The 14462-nt window shown below is 72.4% G+C and carries 12 protein-coding genes; 9 read left to right on the top strand and 3 right to left on the bottom strand.

Going from position 1 to position 14462, the window contains the following annotated elements; all coding sequences use genetic code 11:
* The first annotated feature begins 72 nt into the window (after positions 1 to 72).
* Positions 73 to 609 (top strand): hypothetical protein, encoded by a 537-nt coding sequence (locus tag ABZ806_RS21665; RefSeq protein ID WP_500219140.1) that lies wholly within the window; start codon positions 73 to 75, stop codon positions 607 to 609.
* A 5-nt stretch (positions 610 to 614) separates the two neighbouring features.
* On the top strand, positions 615 to 1172 hold the full coding sequence (locus ABZ806_RS21660; RefSeq protein WP_500219139.1) for an OmpA family protein: 558 nt from the start codon (positions 615 to 617) through the stop codon (positions 1170 to 1172).
* A 71-nt stretch (positions 1173 to 1243) separates the two neighbouring features.
* Here the strand turns inward: ABZ806_RS21660 and ABZ806_RS21655 are convergent, their stop codons facing one another.
* Positions 1244 to 2092 (bottom strand): serine/threonine-protein kinase, encoded by an 849-nt coding sequence (locus ABZ806_RS21655; protein ID WP_500219138.1) that lies wholly within the window; start codon positions 2090 to 2092, stop codon positions 1244 to 1246.
* Between the two features lie 186 nt (positions 2093 to 2278).
* Between ABZ806_RS21655 and ABZ806_RS21650 the strand changes: the two genes are divergently transcribed.
* A complete protein-coding gene (locus ABZ806_RS21650; RefSeq protein WP_500219136.1) occupies positions 2279 to 4270 on the top strand; it encodes an LCP family protein in 1992 nt (663 codons plus the stop codon).
* Between the two features lie 4 nt (positions 4271 to 4274).
* Here ABZ806_RS21650 and ABZ806_RS21645 read toward each other — a convergent pair whose 3' ends face one another.
* Both ABZ806_RS21645 and ABZ806_RS21640 read right to left on the bottom strand, forming a co-directional pair.
* A complete protein-coding gene (locus ABZ806_RS21645) occupies positions 4275 to 4892 on the bottom strand; it encodes a prepilin peptidase (protein WP_500219135.1) in 618 nt (205 codons plus the stop codon).
* Positions 4893 to 4913: 21 nt separating this feature from the next.
* Positions 4914 to 6254 carry an OmpA family protein gene (locus tag ABZ806_RS21640; protein ID WP_500219134.1) on the bottom strand — a complete coding sequence of 447 codons (1341 nt, stop codon included), beginning with the start codon at positions 6252 to 6254 and terminating at the stop codon, positions 4914 to 4916.
* Between the two features lie 150 nt (positions 6255 to 6404).
* Between ABZ806_RS21640 and ABZ806_RS21635 the strand changes: the two genes are divergently transcribed.
* The 6 genes from ABZ806_RS21635 (at position 6405) to ABZ806_RS21610 (ending at position 14448) form a co-directional block, all read left to right on the top strand.
* Positions 6405 to 6887, top strand: a complete 483-nt coding sequence (locus tag ABZ806_RS21635; RefSeq protein ID WP_500219133.1) for a DUF4282 domain-containing protein — start codon at positions 6405 to 6407, stop codon at positions 6885 to 6887.
* Between the two features lie 12 nt (positions 6888 to 6899).
* Positions 6900 to 9245 (top strand): serine/threonine-protein kinase, encoded by a 2346-nt coding sequence (locus ABZ806_RS21630; RefSeq protein ID WP_500219132.1) that lies wholly within the window; start codon positions 6900 to 6902, stop codon positions 9243 to 9245.
* Positions 9242 to 10369 (top strand): response regulator receiver protein, encoded by a 1128-nt coding sequence (locus tag ABZ806_RS21625; RefSeq protein ID WP_500219131.1) that lies wholly within the window; start codon positions 9242 to 9244, stop codon positions 10367 to 10369. The genes ABZ806_RS21630 and ABZ806_RS21625 overlap by 4 nt, the downstream gene beginning before the upstream one ends.
* Before the next feature lie 91 nt (positions 10370 to 10460).
* Positions 10461 to 12365, top strand: coding sequence for an AAA family ATPase (locus ABZ806_RS21620; RefSeq protein ID WP_500219130.1), 1905 nt, complete (start codon positions 10461 to 10463; stop codon positions 12363 to 12365).
* On the top strand, positions 12362 to 13081 hold the full coding sequence (locus ABZ806_RS21615; RefSeq protein WP_500219129.1) for a 4Fe-4S single cluster domain-containing protein: 720 nt from the start codon (positions 12362 to 12364) through the stop codon (positions 13079 to 13081). The genes ABZ806_RS21620 and ABZ806_RS21615 overlap by 4 nt, the downstream gene beginning before the upstream one ends.
* Entirely contained in the window at positions 13069 to 14448 is a 1380-nt protein-coding gene (locus ABZ806_RS21610) for an FHA domain-containing protein (RefSeq protein WP_500219128.1), read from the top strand. The genes ABZ806_RS21615 and ABZ806_RS21610 overlap by 13 nt, the downstream gene beginning before the upstream one ends.
* Positions 14449 to 14462: the final 14 nt, after the last annotated feature.

Here is a 14462-nt window from a genome sequence, read left to right as displayed (position 1 = left end):
GATGCGGACCTGTGGACCATGCTGCCACGGAACCCGCTGTTTGCATATGCGACGAACCGTGGAGGACCAACCATGCGCCCAGCGGCCGCGATCATGGCGACCCTGCTCCTCGCGGCCGGGCTGTCCGGCTGCTCGATGCTCGACGACCGGTCTTCGGAGAGCGGCTCGGCGGCCTCGCCCGACCGGGCGAGCTACGACGACGCCGCGAAGCCGGTGGTGAAGGGCACCTTCGACAGCCCGGCGGCGAAGGGCGCCACGGTCGACATCTCGATCATGCGCCTGAAGGCGAAGGGGAAACTGGCCACGCTGACCGTCCAGATCACCCCGCACCTCCCCGCCACCGACACGCGGCGCATCAACGCCTACGGCCTCAACGGCGAGCACCGCCTCGGCACCTCGCTCATCGACCCGGTGAACCTCAAGCGCTACCTCGTCGTGGAGGACTCCGACCGCACGAAGATGGAGACCGACGACATCTTCACGAAGATGACGAACGACCAGGCCACACCCTTCTCCTTCACCTTCGCCGCCCCACCGGAGAACGTGAAGTCCCTCGACGTGCAGATCGGTTCGTGGCCCATGTTCCGCGACATCCCGGTCGAGCGGTGAGCCGCGTGCGCCGACCGGCGATCCTCGCAGGCGTCCTGGCCCTCATCCTGGCCCTCCCCACCGCCGCCGGTGCCGACCCGGGCGTACCGGACGAGAACCTGGCCAAGAGCGTCCGCTCCCTCGACACGGGCAAGGCCGTGCGCGACATCGACCTGTCGAAGGCGGTCGTCGCCCTGGAGGAGGAGCACACCGACGGCGACCAGGTCACCGTCCGCCTCTCCGCCGACGTCCTGTTCGACTTCGGCAAGGCCGCCCTCACCCCCGCCGCCCGCCGCCGGATCGCCGACTTCGCTCCCCGCCTGCGCGCCGCCAAGGGCACCATCCAGGTCGCCGGGCACTCCGACTCCATGGGCGACGCCGCCTACAACCTGTCCCTGTCCGAGCAACGCGCCAAGGCGGTCGAGTCCGAACTACGGCAAGCCCTCAAGGGGACACCGGTGCAGATCCAGGCCAAGGGCTACGGCGAAACCAAACCCATCGCCCCCAACGAGAAGGACGGCAAGGACGACCCCGAAGCCCGCGCCAAGAACCGCCGCGTAGAAATCACCTACGACAAGACCTGACCTTTAAGCCCCTCCACCTCGCCCGCCCTGCCGCTGACCGGCACACTCCTCGGGATGGGCGGCGGACCCGATCAGCGGGGCGGGGGGCCGAGGTGGTCGAAGATCTGCAGGGGCTCGCCGTCCAGTGTCCGGACGGGGAAGCGCAACTCCAGGCGGCATGCGGCCAGGGCGCGGCGAGCCATGCCGGCGTTCTCGGGGCGCCGGGCGGGGTCGTCCGCGCACAGCCGGGCGACGACCGCCCACAGCGCCGGCGGCACCCCCGCGGGCGGGGGTCCGACCCGCTGCCGGAGTGCGGGGTCGCCCGCACCGGTCAGCATCCGCCAGCAGACCATGCCGGCCGCGTACAGGTCCTGGCGCGGCCCGGGGCGGTTCCAGTCGAGCACCTCCGGTGCCAGGTAGCCGGGCGTGCCCACGGTGAACCCGGTGGTGGTGAACCGCATCCCGTCGTCCCCCAGCGCGATCCCGAAGTCGGCCAGCCGCACGTGCGGCGCCCCGACCGGGCTCGGCTCCAGCAGCAGGTTGGCGGGCTTCACGTCCCGGTGGACGATTCCGGCGCCGTGGATGTGGCTCAACGCGGCGAGCAGCTGATCGAGCACCTCCGCCGCGTACGCGGGCGGGAGCCTGCCGTAGTCACCGAGGAGGGTCTCCAGCGAACCGCCGCGCACCAGGTCCATCGCCAGCAGGACGTCGTCGTCCGCCATGCACCACGCGTAGGGCGTCACCACGTGCGGATGCGCCAGCCGCAACGCCCGTTCGCGCACGACCCGCAGCATCGACGTGGGCCCCCGCCGCCGGACGAGCTTGGCCGCGCAGTACCGCCCCTCCGCGCGGTCATGGGCGCGCCAGACCCGGCTCGTCCCGCCCATGCCGATCCGGTCCAGCATGGTGAACCGACCGCCGATCACCCACCCCGCGTCCACGGGCACCGATCGTACGGAAGGCGACCCGATCCGGACGCCCCGGATCCCGCACTTCTGTCAACAGAACGGGCATCCCAGGCATCCAACAGGGGGAGGCGTGCGCTCCCGGCGTATCCCGCCGCCTCCATACAATGATCAATCGCCCGAACCGCCCGCCCTCACCAGGGCCCTCCCGAGACGTGACCTATGAGCGACGAAGCCCCCGGCCGCGACGACCTCGCACGGGACCGGGCCGCCCGCACCACTCCCGAAGCGCCCCAGCCTTCCGCTCCCGGCCGGACGACGGCGAGCACCGACAAGGCCGAGGAGCCGCCCACCCCCGCCGGCCCCGACGAGGACGCCCCGATCACACCCGACGCCGAGCCGGAGAACCCGGTCGACAAGGGAAACGCGTCAGAATCCGCGGCCACCGGCACGTCCGGCGAAGAGCCAGAGATCGGGGACGACAAGGGCAAGCCATCGCAAATTCCCGGCACCGGCACATCTGCCCCAAGCAGCGGCGACACCGCCGACCGGGAACCGGAAAGCACGGTCGACAACGACGCCACCCCCAGTGCCGCCAACACAGACTCGGCCGCCAATGGGACAAACGACACCACCGGCAAGAGCGGCGGGGCAGGCGCCGCCGGCACAGACGCGACCGGCCGAACCGACCAAAGCACCACCGCCGAAGGGACAGACGACACCACCGGCAACGGTGACGGGGTCGGGGCCGCTGGTACGGGCACGCCGGAGGCGGGCGATGAGGATGCGGCCGGGGAAGGCTCAGGGGGCGATGGCGGGCCTGGTGGCGCGGGTTCGGGGGCGTCCGGGAAAGGTCGGGGGCGGCGGCGGAAGGTTCTGCGGCGGGTCGCGATCGGGGTGGTCGTCGTCATGCTGCTCGCGGGCGGCGGGGTCGCCTGGCTGTACCACGACATCGTCGGGGGGATCGAGCAGAAGCACGTCAGCGACAAACTCGGGACGGACCGGCCGAAGAAGCTGAACAAATCGCTCAACATCCTGCTGATCGGATCCGATACGCGGGAGGGCGACAACGCGCAGTACGCGGCGGACGGGATATCGGGCGCGCGGTCGGACACGACGATCCTGCTGCATCTGTCGCCGAACCGGGATCAGGCCGTCGGGATCAGCTTTCCGCGCGACTCCATGGTGAAGATTCCCGAGTGCGACAAGGAGAAGAAGGGCGCGGCCGTCCGGGCGCGGTTCGGAATGCTGAACACCGCGTTCGCGTTCGCCGGTCCGACGTGCACGTGGAAGACGCTGGAGTCGCTCACCGGCATCCACATCGACCATTTCGTCCAGGTGGACTTCGTCGGGTTCAAGCGGATGGTGGACGCGCTGGGCGGCGTCGAGATCTGCGTCGACAAACCCGTCAACGACCCGCGGGCGGAGCTGTATCTCAAGGCCGGCAAGCAGACCGTGAAGGGTAAGCAGGCGCTGGGTTATGTCCGCGCCCGCTACTCGCTCGGAGACGGTTCCGACCTCGAGCGGATCGAGCGGCAGCAGAAGTTCATGGCCTCGGTCGTCGACAAGGCCACCAGCGGTTCCGTCCTCAGCGATCCGGCCAAGACGTACAAGTTCCTCAAGGCCGCGACGAAGTCGATGACGACCGACGACGATCTCGATCTGGCGGCCATGCGGAAGCTGGCGGACGGACTCAAGGGGATGAGCGCGGGGCAGGTGCGGTTCGTGACCGTCCCGGTGGAGCGTTACGCGCCGGACCCGAACCGCGTCCAGTGGAACCAGGAACTGGCGAAGCCGCTGTTCGAGGCGATCCAGCACGACAGCGAGCTGCCCGCCGAACCGGCGAAGCCGGTGAAGGCCCGGCCGGCGCCGCCCGCGCCCGGCAAGGTGCACGTCACCATCGTCGACGCCGGCGGCAAGAACGAGCTGATCAAGCGCGTCGTCAAGCAGCTCAAGCGGCGCGGCTACAAGGTCGCGAAGAAGGTGGAGAAGGGCACCGGATCGGCCGAGAGCCGCCTCGTCTACGCGCCGGCCGCGGAACCGCAGGCGTCGGCGCTCGCCCGGGACGTCCCCGACGCGCTGCTCACCGCCGACGCGAAGGCCCCGCAGAACGGGGTGCGGCTCGTCATCGGCACGAACGGCCTGCGCCTCGCACCGCCCGCCATCAACAAGATCGGCGGCGGAGTGAAGGCCGGCCAGAACCTCTGCAAGTGAGATCTCAGGCGAAGGAGAGGACGGCGGCGAGCGCCCCGGCGAGCATGTACGGGCCGAACGGGAACTCGCCCTTCCGCGTCCGTCGGACGATCATGATGCCGACGGCGGCGAGCCCGCCGAGCAGGTAGGTCGCGAGGAGGCCGAGCACCCAGGCGTCCAGCCCGAACCAGCCGAGGCAGAGCCCGAGCACACCGGACAGCTTGACATCGCCCATCCCGATCCCCGACGGGACGAGGAACGCCTGGAGGAAGTACAGGGCGAACAGCGCCGCCATGCCGATGAGGGCGTGCTCGAACCGCCGCAGCCCGTCGTCGGTGAACGGCGCGGCCGCCGCCAGCAGCGCCGCCACCAGTCCGTAGGAGGGCAACGTGAACCGGTCCGGCAGTCGCTTGACCTCGACGTCGATGAACCCGAGCAGAGTTCCGGCCGCCGCCAGATAGAGCAGCGCCGGCAGGACGGGCTCCGTCCCGACCCGCCACCCCAGCACTCCGAACAGGACCGCGGTGACCAGGCCGAGCACGATGCGGTCGCGGCGCGTGACCTCATCCGTGTAGCGGGCCGCCAGCGGCGCCGCGAGCAGGCCGACGGCGAACCCGGCGGGCACCAACACGAACGTGACCATTCCCCTCGCCCCGATCCGGCCTCAGCTCTCAGCCACCGGCACCCTAACCGGGCGAACACCGGCAACGCCGCGCTTCACGGCGGCCGAGATGACGTCCAAGCGCGCCGCTCCCCGACCGCGCCTATTTGATGGGCACGTTCTTGATGACGGCCTTGCGGTCGTCGTAGGGGATCTCCACGTCCACGGTCGTCGCGGACGGAGCGGGCTTGAACAGGTTGGCGTACGTCCCGCTCTCGCCGTGAGCGAGACGCCACCGAAGGTTCTGCCCTCGTACTGGAGCAGCCCGGCGTCGAACGCCCCGGCCACGTCGACCATCTCACCGCCGTTGTTCGTGACCGTCCACACGAACGACACGAGGCCGCTGGAGTCGCGGTGGAGGCCGTTGACGGTGACGGTCAGTCTCTGAGCGTCGGGCAGCTGCCTCTGCGACACGGAGGGCAGCTTGCCACCCGGCGGCCACGTCACCGGAGGGCCGTCCGCGGTGCCACCGGACGGCGCCGCCGGACCCTTCACCGGCCGGGCGAAGGTGACGCCCACCCGCCGGTTCCGGCGGCGTCCTTCATCGCTGTCGTTGCTCTCCACGGGGTCCGCCGACCCGTGGCCGGCCGACTGGTAGGTCATGCCGGTCCTGGTCACCAGGCTCCTCAGCCTGGTCTCGACCGCCTGGGCCCAGCGCTCCGACAGCGGCTGGTTGATCGCGTCGTTACCCGTGCCGTCGGTGTAGCCGTCGACCTTGGCGGCGCTGCCCGGCGACTGGTCGATCTGCCGGGCCAGATTCTGGAGGAGCGCCTGCGCCCGCGGGCTGAGGTCCGCCTTGTCCAAGGCGAACAGCACGTCCGCCGACAGCCGGACGCGCTTGTCACCGGCGATCTCGTCCTCGGACAACTCGACGCCGTCGGCCTTGCCGACGATCGGCCGGATGATCGGCTTTCCGAGCGACAGCTTGCCGATGTCGGGCTGCCGGCCGAGAACGGGCGCGACATCGCCCTTGCCGATGGGCAGGTCCACTATCGGGGCCGTGTCCGGCACATGGACGGTGACCTTGGCGAGCTCTGTCGGCATCGCGGGGAAGACGGCGTAGACCTCTATCGACTGCCCGGCCGCGAGGTCACCCGGCTCACTGCACAGGCACTCCCCGTCGGCGGTGCGCAGCGGGTAGTACGCCTTGCCGGCCGCCGCGTCCAGCAGCGCCAGGCCGTGCGCGAAGAAGCCGCTGCCGACGGGGTTCTTCTCCTTGGCCAGCGCATTGCGCATGTCGACCGTCTGCCGGCCCTGGTCGACCACCGGGAAGCGGCTGGTGATCTTGTCTCCGGCGATCCGGTTCAGGACCTGGACCTGGACGAGTTGGAGGGCGTCGCTCAACCATCAGCGCGGCCGAGGCGGCCGGTGAGCCGAGCATGCATGCACTGGCCGGTGCGGTGACAGGTTGTACGCGGCGGGCCGCTGAAGCGGGTGCGGGGCGGGTGCAGGCTCTAGAGTCTGGGGGTAGGCCCCACACTGGAGACGACGGCGATGACGAATCCTTCGGACCCCGGTCACCCACCGCGCCCGCAGGCGCCCGATCCGATGGGGGGCCCGTACGGTCAACCGCCCGGTCCACCGCAGCAGGGTTCCGTCCCCGGTCCCCGCGGGCCGGGTCTGGGCGGTCCGGCGGCGGTTCCCCAGGGGCAGGGGTGGGTTCCGCCCGAGCGCACCGAGAAGGGGCTGCTCGCCGCTCTGCTGGACGCCAATTTCGACTCGCTGGTGACGCCGCGGCTGCTCAGGGTCTTCTACGCACTGTCGATGGTGATGGTCACCCTGGAGTGCCTCGCCATCGTCGGGTTCGCCATCTGGGTCATCTCGATGGACTTCTACTGGGGCGTCGCGGTCCTGCTGATCCTCGCCACCCCGCTGATCTGGTTCTTCCAGATGCTGTTCGTCCGCATTCTCATGGAGGCGGTCGTGGTGCGGTTCAAGCAGGCGGAGTATCTGCGGGTCATCAAGGACAAGAGCTAGACGGGGCTGCTGGTGGGCGAGTTCGACGGCACGCCGCCGCGGGAGACGCGGCGGGACGCCGGGGCGACGCGGCGCGACGGGGCGCGGGTGCCCGGGCCGCGGGCGGCCGGGGAGACGGCGCGGGACGGAGCGGCGGCCGGCGGCGGCGATTCGCTGATGCGGCTGCCGGCGGTGCTCGCCGAGCGGTACGCGACGGTCGCGGAGCTGCCGGTGCAGGGCGCCGAGTCGGATCTGCTGCTGGTGCGGGACGCGGCCGGCGACGCGTACGTGGTGAAGATCTTCCGCCGCGGCTACCGCGCCGACGGGGACGTGTGGGCGAAGCTCCCCGCGCTCGACTCGCCGAACGTCCTGCGGATCCTGGAGACCGGGCACGCGGACGGCCGCGACTACGAGGTCACCCCCTACGTGCCGGACGGCAACCTGCGGGCGCTGATGCAGGAGGGGCCGCTCGGCGACGCGGCGGTCGGCGAGGCCGCGGCGCAGCTCGCGGCGGGGCTCAGCGCGCTGCACCGGGCCGGGATCGTCCACCGGGACCTCAAGCCGGAGAACGTCCTGGTGATGGCGGCCGCGCCGCTGCGGCTGGTGATCGCCGACTTCGGGCTGAGCAAGGTCCTCGACCAGAGCGTGGTGTTCGCGTCGTCGTCGCGGACGCTGGCGTACGCGGCGCCGGAGTCGCTGTCGGGGCAGGTGTCGCCGGCGCGCGACTGGTGGTCGCTCGGCATGATCGTGCGGGAGCTGGCGACGGGGCGGGCGCCGTTCCAGGGGCTGAGCGAGACCGTGGTCGTCGACCATCTGGCGACGCGCGCGGTCAGCGCCGACGACGTCGCGGACCCGAGGCTGCGGATGCTGTGCCGCGGACTGCTCACCCGCGATCCGCGCAAGAGGTGGACGGGCGAGCAGGTCCAGGAGTGGCTGGACGGAGGCTCGCCGCCGGTCGCGGAGGAGAGCGCGCAAGCCGAGACCGGCACTGGGCTCCCCTTCAAGGGCCGCCGCTATGCGCGAAGGGACGAACTGGCCCGCGCGCTCGTCGAGAACTGGGATCACGCCGCGCAGTACTTCTTCGGGCGCGGCGAGTCCGGCGAGGCATGGCGGAGCCTGCGCGAGTGGCTCGCGGACGTCCCCGACGACAGCCGCATAGGTCTCGTCGACGGCTACCTCATGACGAGGCTGCCGCCGGACGTGAAGCTGCTGCACCTGGTGCGCTGGCTGGATCCGGCTCTTCCGCCGCATCTCCTCGGCCGCCGCGTCACCGCCGGCGATCTGCCGGGCCTCGCCGCGCTGGCCGGTGATCACCGGCACCCCGACCACCGCACCGCCGTCCTCATCGGGCGGGCGTTGTGGGACCACCATCTGCTGCGGGTGCTCGCCGGTTTCGAGGGCGCCGAGGAACTGGCCCGGATCGATGACCGGTGGCGCGCCCATGTGGCGGCCTGGGACGACCTCGTCCGCTGGCTGCGCGAGCAGGAGGCCATGCCGGCGGGGGTCGCGCGGCGGCTGCCGGACGCCGGGGCGGAGGAGCCGCCCGCGGTGCTGCTGGCGCTGCTCGCGCTGGCGGCGCGTCCGGCGGAGGCGCACCGGCTGATCGAGGAGGGCGCGGCGCGGGCGCGCGAGGCGGTGCCGCATCCGGTGCCGTGGTTCGCCTGGATGGCCGACGGCGCGGGCGACGATCCGCTGCGGCTCCTCGCGGTGACGCGCGCCGCGCCGGAGGCCGTCGCGGAGAGCGAGTCCCGGGCGCGCGACCGGCACACCGCCGAGCAGCGCGACGAGGCGTTGAAGGCGCAGTGGGCGGAGCGGGAGCGGCTGCGGCTCGCCGGGCGCGGTGCCGCCGCGGTCAGGGCCGTCCTGTGGACGCTGCCGCTGCTGTTCTTCTGGCTCGCCGGCAGCTGGGTGGTCGGTTCCCTGTTCGGCGGCGACGACGAGGGGACCGCGTCCGTCGGCCTGCACAGCTCTTCGTCGGGCATCCCGTTCGGCGCGCTGGCCGTCGTGTCGGTGCTCGCCTGGGCGGTGCAGTGCGGGAGTGAGGTGCTGCTCGCGCGCGCGCAGGGCAAGGACTATCTCCCCTACGGGCCCTGGTCGATGCTGTCGGGGGTCCTCAACGCGAGCGGTCGCGGGTTCTCGAAGGCGTCCCAGACGATGTCGGGCGCCGCGCAGCGGACGGGGCGGCGCGGCTGCGGCCTCATGCTGCTGGCCGTGACGGTCCCGCTGCTGCTCCTCCTGCTGCTGCTCGCGGCGCTGACGTCCATCGCGAGCGTGCTGTGGGTCCTGGTCCTCATCGCCGCGTCCGCCGCGCACGCCGCCGCGGCGGGGGTGCGGCTGCACCGCTGGCGGCAGGCGCGCACGATCGGAGGCACTTCGTGAGCAGCGGGATCGACGCGGACATCGCGCTGGACGCGGCGGTGGTGCTCAGCCTCGGCATGAACCGGGTGCTCGGACGCGGCGCCGGGCTGGCCGGGCAGGGCGCGCAGGCCCTCGCCGCGCTCGCCGCCGGGCGGGCCGAGGCGCGCGCGGCGGCGCTCGCCGAGGTCGAGTCGCAGGAGCGCGCCCTGCGCGAGGTCGTGGACCGCAACGCGCGCATCGCGGCGCTCGCCGAGACCCGCGCGAAGATCGGGGCGGAGGTCGCGCTGCCCGCGCGGTGGACGCCGGGCGAGCAGACCCCCGGCGAGCTGACCGCCTGGTGCGCCGCCACCGACCGGGCGCTGGACGAGGCCGAGCGGCAGCTGTCGGAGCATCTCGCCTCCCAGGTCAGCACGCAGATCTTCGGCGTGCCCGCCGAGGGCCTCACCGCGGACACCGCGGCTCGGGACGCGCCCCCGCCCGCCGGCGACGACGTCCGGCGCGACCTGCGGCGCATCATGACGCGGCTGCTGCCGGACGCGGCGGACGCCGAGCAGCGGGCCGTGGCCGAGGCGGCCGGGCTGCTCGCCGGGGCCGGGACGGCGGAGGAGGCCGAGGGCGTCCTGCAGGAGGTGCGGCTGCGGATCCAGGCCGCCAACCAGCGCACCGAGGAGCAGCGGGCGCAGGAGCGGCGGCTGGCGGCCGAGCGCGACGCCGCCGAGCAGGCCGAGGCCGAGCGCAGGTACGTCCTCGACTCGATCACCGGGGCGTTCGAGGACATGGGGTACGAGGTCCACGCCGGGTTCGAGACGCTGACGGCCGAGGACGGCACCGTGACGCTGACGAAGGGCACCTGGCCCGACCACAGCGTCCGGATGCGGGTGGACGACGCCGCGCACGTCCGCGCGTCGATGGTGCGGGAGCGGCCCGCCGAGAGCGAGGACGACCGGCGGCTGGACGCCGAGCGGGAGCAGGAGTGGTGCGAGGCGTTCGAGGCCGCGCGGGAGCGCCTGGCGGACGCGGGGATCCGCTCGGACGTCGCCTGGCGGCTGGAGCCCGGGGTGCGTGAGCTGCCGGTTTCGGCGCGGCCACGGCAGACTAGGGGGCGTGCCGGGCAACGCGAGCGGCACCGCGAGCGTCATAACTGAGATGCCGGGGGACGTCGGAATGGTGGGGAATGGGGTGGGTCGCACCAGATGAGCGGAGCGGACCAGGTCCTTCCTCCATGGGGGAGCGCAGATGAGCATTGAATCGCCGACTCTCGGGGGGCGGCTGCAGGGCTGGCCGCCGTTCGTCCGGGAGCTGGACGCGACCCTCTCGGTGCACTCCCAGTACGTCCTGTCGGGAAACCTGTACGACAGCTTCCTCACGCCGCCGGAGGAGGGCGGGGCGCCCACGGGGCTGCTGCCGCTGCGGGCCCTGCTGTGGGAGGCGCTGCGCACCAGCGGCGCGTCGTTCATGGCCGTGTACGACCCGGTGGACGGGATGCAGATCATCCCGGGGGGTGACGACGACTCGGCGCGGGACGCCGAACGCCTGCTCGGCAAGATCAAGCCGGACGAGAAGCCGTCCCTGGAGGGCCTGACGCGGCTGCTGGCCGGGGTGGCCCGGCCGAAGGAGGACGTCCGCGCCGCGTTCGTGATCGACTCGGCGTCGCGGATCGCCCGCACCCCGACGGACCTGGAGCCCGCCGAGCGCGACTTCTTCCGGTTCTGCGCGAAGCTGTCGCGCACCGCCCGGCCCGTCCGGGTGACGGGGGCGCGGCCGAAGCCGCTCTACAACCCGGTGCTGTGGCTGGTGGAGCGGCCCGGCGACCTGCCGCCGTGGCTGACGGCCGACAACGAGAACGTCCGCGAGATCACGATCCCGCGCCCGCATCTCGGCGACCGGCAGGAGACGGCGCGGCTGCTGGCCCGCGCGTTCGGGGTCACCGACGTCGGCGGCGACGAGGCCGCCGCGGCGGCCTGCGACGCGTTCGCCGAGCAGGCCGACGGCCTCACCCTGCAGTCGATGATCGAGGTGACCCGGCTGGCGAAGGAGCGGGGCGTCGGCATCACCGACCTGCCGGACGCCGTCCGCACCTACAAGCTCGGCGTGCTCGACAACCCGTGGAGCCGCGGCCATCTGCGCCGCCGGGTGCTGGAGGGCGAGGAGCGCGTCCCGGAGCGGGTGATCGGGCAGCCGCAGGCCGTCACCAAGACCCTGGACATACTGAAGCGGGCGGTGCTCGGCCTGTCCGGCGCGCAGGCGACCCGGTCCGGCAGCCGGCCGCGCGGCGTTCTGTTCTTCGCGGGCCCGACCGGCACGGGCAAGACCGAGCTGGCGAAGGCGATCACCGAGCTCGTGTTCGGGGACGAGTCGGCCTACCTGCGCTTCGACATGAGCGAGTTCTCCGGCGAGGGGTCCGGCGACCGGCTGATCGGGTCGCCGCCCGGCTACGTCGGGCACGAGGCGGGCGGCGAGCTGACCAACGCCGTCCGGGAGGACCCGTTCCGGGTGATCCTCTTCGACGAGATCGAGAAGGCGCACCCGCGGATCCTGGACAAGTTCCTGCAGATCCTGGAGGACGGCCGGCTCACCGACGGGCGCGGCAACACCGTCCACTTCTCCGAGTCCATCCTGATCTTCACCTCCAACCTCGGGATGTACGTCCCGGGCCGCGATCTCACGACGCGGGACGCGTCGCCGTACGCGGCGCCCGACCGTGTGCAGAACATCACACCCGGAATGTCGTACGACGAGGTCGAGCAGCGCATCAAGGGCGCGGTCGCCGACCATTTCACCGAGGTCCTCAACCGGCCGGAACTGCTCAACCGGTTCGGCGACAACATCGTCGTGTTCGACTTCATCTCCGCCGAGGCCGCGCACAAGATCTTCGACCTGCAGTTCGCGAACATCTGCCGCCGGGTCACCGAGGAGCACCGGCTCTCCCTCGCCGTGAAGGGCGACGCGCTGACCACGCTGCGCGCGTGGTGCACGGAGGAGCTCGACAAGGGCGGCCGCGGCATCGGCATGGCGCTGGAGTCGCACTTCGTCAACCCGCTGGCGCGCGCGCTGTTCGACCGCGAACTGGTGCCGGACGAGAAGGTCACGGTGACGGGCATCCGGCGCGAGGGAAGCATCGTCCATCTGGACCTCCAGTGACCGGCCCGGCCCTGCTGCTCGCCAAGGCGCACTACCCCGTGACCACACTCGGCCCCGGAACGCGCGCCGGCATCTGGACGCAGGGCTGCACGCTGCACTGCCACGGCTGCCTGTCCAGGGACACCTGGGATCCCGACCCGCGCCGCGCGGTGCCCGTCGCGACCGTTTTAGGATGGCTCGCGTCCCTGCCCGGACCGGTGGACGGAGTGACCATTTCCGGTGGTGAGCCGTTCGAGCAGCCGGCCGCGCTGGCGGCCCTGCTGCGCGGCGTCCGAGCGTGGCAGGACAAACCAGGCCGTGAGACGATTGAGTTGGACATATTGGTTTACAGCGGATATGCCTACTCGCGGCTCTCCCGCAGCGGTGAGACGCGCGAGATCCTCGACATGTGCGATGCCGTCATCACGGGACCGTACGTCGACCGGTTGAATCCCGGGGGGCGACACTCGGGGAACGGCTCCCTACTCTGGAGGGGGTCGGCCAACCAGCGTGTCGTGCCGCTGTCCCCGCTGGGGCGCGAGCGGTACGGGGCAGTGGCCGGTGTCGGCGAGACTGGAGAAGGAACAGGGCCCCGAGTACAGGTGTCCGTGGACGAAGGGCCGGAGGGAAGGCGGGTGTACTACATCGGGATCCCGCGAAGGGGTGACATGGAGCACCTGACGTCGAGGCTCGACCGCGCCGGCGTGCGCTCGGGGGATGTGTCATGGCGACCTTGAACTGTCCTGTCTGCGGCGAGCCGCACCAGCAGGGCGACCTGCTCTGCATGAACTGCGGGGCCAACCTGGCGCGCGGCGGTGGCGGCGCCCACCGGCAGGGGCCGGGCGGGTACGACGACCAGCAGCCGCCGCGGGTGCCCCCGCCGCCGGGGCCGGGTGGCCAGTACGGCGGTCCCCAGGACCAGTACGGCGGCGGCCAGGACCAGTACGGCGGCCAGCAGCAGTACGGGCAGCCGCAGCAGCCCCACGACCCGTACGGGCAGCAGGCCCCGCAGCACCAGCAGCCGGGCCAGCCCGGCCAGCAGCAGGACCCGTGGGGCGCGCCGCAGCCGCAGCAGCAGCCGGACGCCTGGGGTGCGCCCCTGCCCCCGCAGGGGCAGGACCAGCACGGCCAGCCGGGGCAGTACGGCCAGCCCCCGCACGGCGGCCAGCAGGGCGCGCCGCAGCACGGCTCCCCCCAGCAGGGGGGCCAGCCGCCGATGCAGCAGCACCAGCAGCAGCCTCCCGCGGACCAGTGGGGGCCGCCCCAGCCGCAGCAGGACCAGTGGGGTGCGCCGCCGCAGCGCGAGCAGCAGTACCAGCCGCCCCAGGACCAGTACGGCGCGCCCCCGCAGGACCAGTACGGTGCTCCGCAGCAGGACCAGTACGGCGCCCCCCAGCCGCCTCCGCAGGACCAGTACGGCGCGCCGCAAGATCAGTACGGCGCTCCGCAGGACCAGTACGGGGCCCCGCAGGACCAGTACGGCGCACCGCAGCCCCCGGCCGACCACCAGTTCGGCGGCCCGCCGCCCCAGTACGGTCAGCCTCAGCACGGCGCACCCCAGCACGGGGCACCCCAACACGGCGCACCCCAACACGGGGCGCCCCAGCAAGGGGGCCAGCCGCCGCTGCCGCCGCACGGCCGCGAGGCGACGCTGCTGCCGCCCGACCACAACCAGGGCCAGCGTCCCCCCGCCCCCGACAGCACGGCGTTCATGTGCCCGTACTGCGAGGCGGTGCTGAGCAACCCGGGCGCCGCGCAGTGCGACTCGTGCCTGCGTCCGCTGCCCAAGCAGGGCACGCCCGTCCTGCGCCTGCAGTTCCCGACCGGTGAACTGAAGGTGTCCGTCGGCCAGCACCTCGTGCTCGGCCGGGACGTGGGCCAGTCGCCGGTCGCCGCCACGTTCACGCAGTACGACAACGTGTCGCGGCGCCACTCGACGGTCTGGCTCGACCCGTCCGGCACGGCCTGGGTGCGGGACGAGGGCTCCACCAACGGGACGTTCGTCAACGGCGAGCGGCTCCCCCGCGGCGTCGAGGCGCCGCTCCGCAACGGCGACCAGCTCCGCCTGGCCGCCGACGTGACCGGGACCGTCCAGCTCAAGTAACGGCACGTGAGAAG

Source organism: Spirillospora sp. NPDC047418 (assembly GCF_040643275.1).
Classification (GTDB): domain Bacteria; phylum Actinomycetota; class Actinomycetes; order Streptosporangiales; family Streptosporangiaceae; genus Spirillospora.
Note: the sequence above shows the minus strand (reverse complement) of the source record. Positions and strands in the feature narration are given on the sequence as shown.

Excerpts from the sequence above, each read along its gene's own strand:
- ABZ806_RS21645 (WP_500219135.1), bottom strand. The coding sequence starts at position 4,892 with ATGGTCACGTTCGTGTTGGTGCCCGCCGGGTTCGCCGTCGGCCTGCTC.
- ABZ806_RS21635 (WP_500219133.1), top strand. The coding sequence starts at position 6,405 with ATGACGAATCCTTCGGACCCCGGTCACCCACCGCGCCCGCAGGCGCCC.
- ABZ806_RS21665 (WP_500219140.1), top strand. The coding sequence starts at position 73 with ATGCGCCCAGCGGCCGCGATCATGGCGACCCTGCTCCTCGCGGCCGGG.
- ABZ806_RS21610 (WP_500219128.1), top strand. The coding sequence starts at position 13,069 with ATGGCGACCTTGAACTGTCCTGTCTGCGGCGAGCCGCACCAGCAGGGC.
- ABZ806_RS21650 (WP_500219136.1), top strand. The coding sequence starts at position 2,279 with ATGAGCGACGAAGCCCCCGGCCGCGACGACCTCGCACGGGACCGGGCC.
- ABZ806_RS21620 (WP_500219130.1), top strand. The coding sequence starts at position 10,461 with ATGAGCATTGAATCGCCGACTCTCGGGGGGCGGCTGCAGGGCTGGCCG.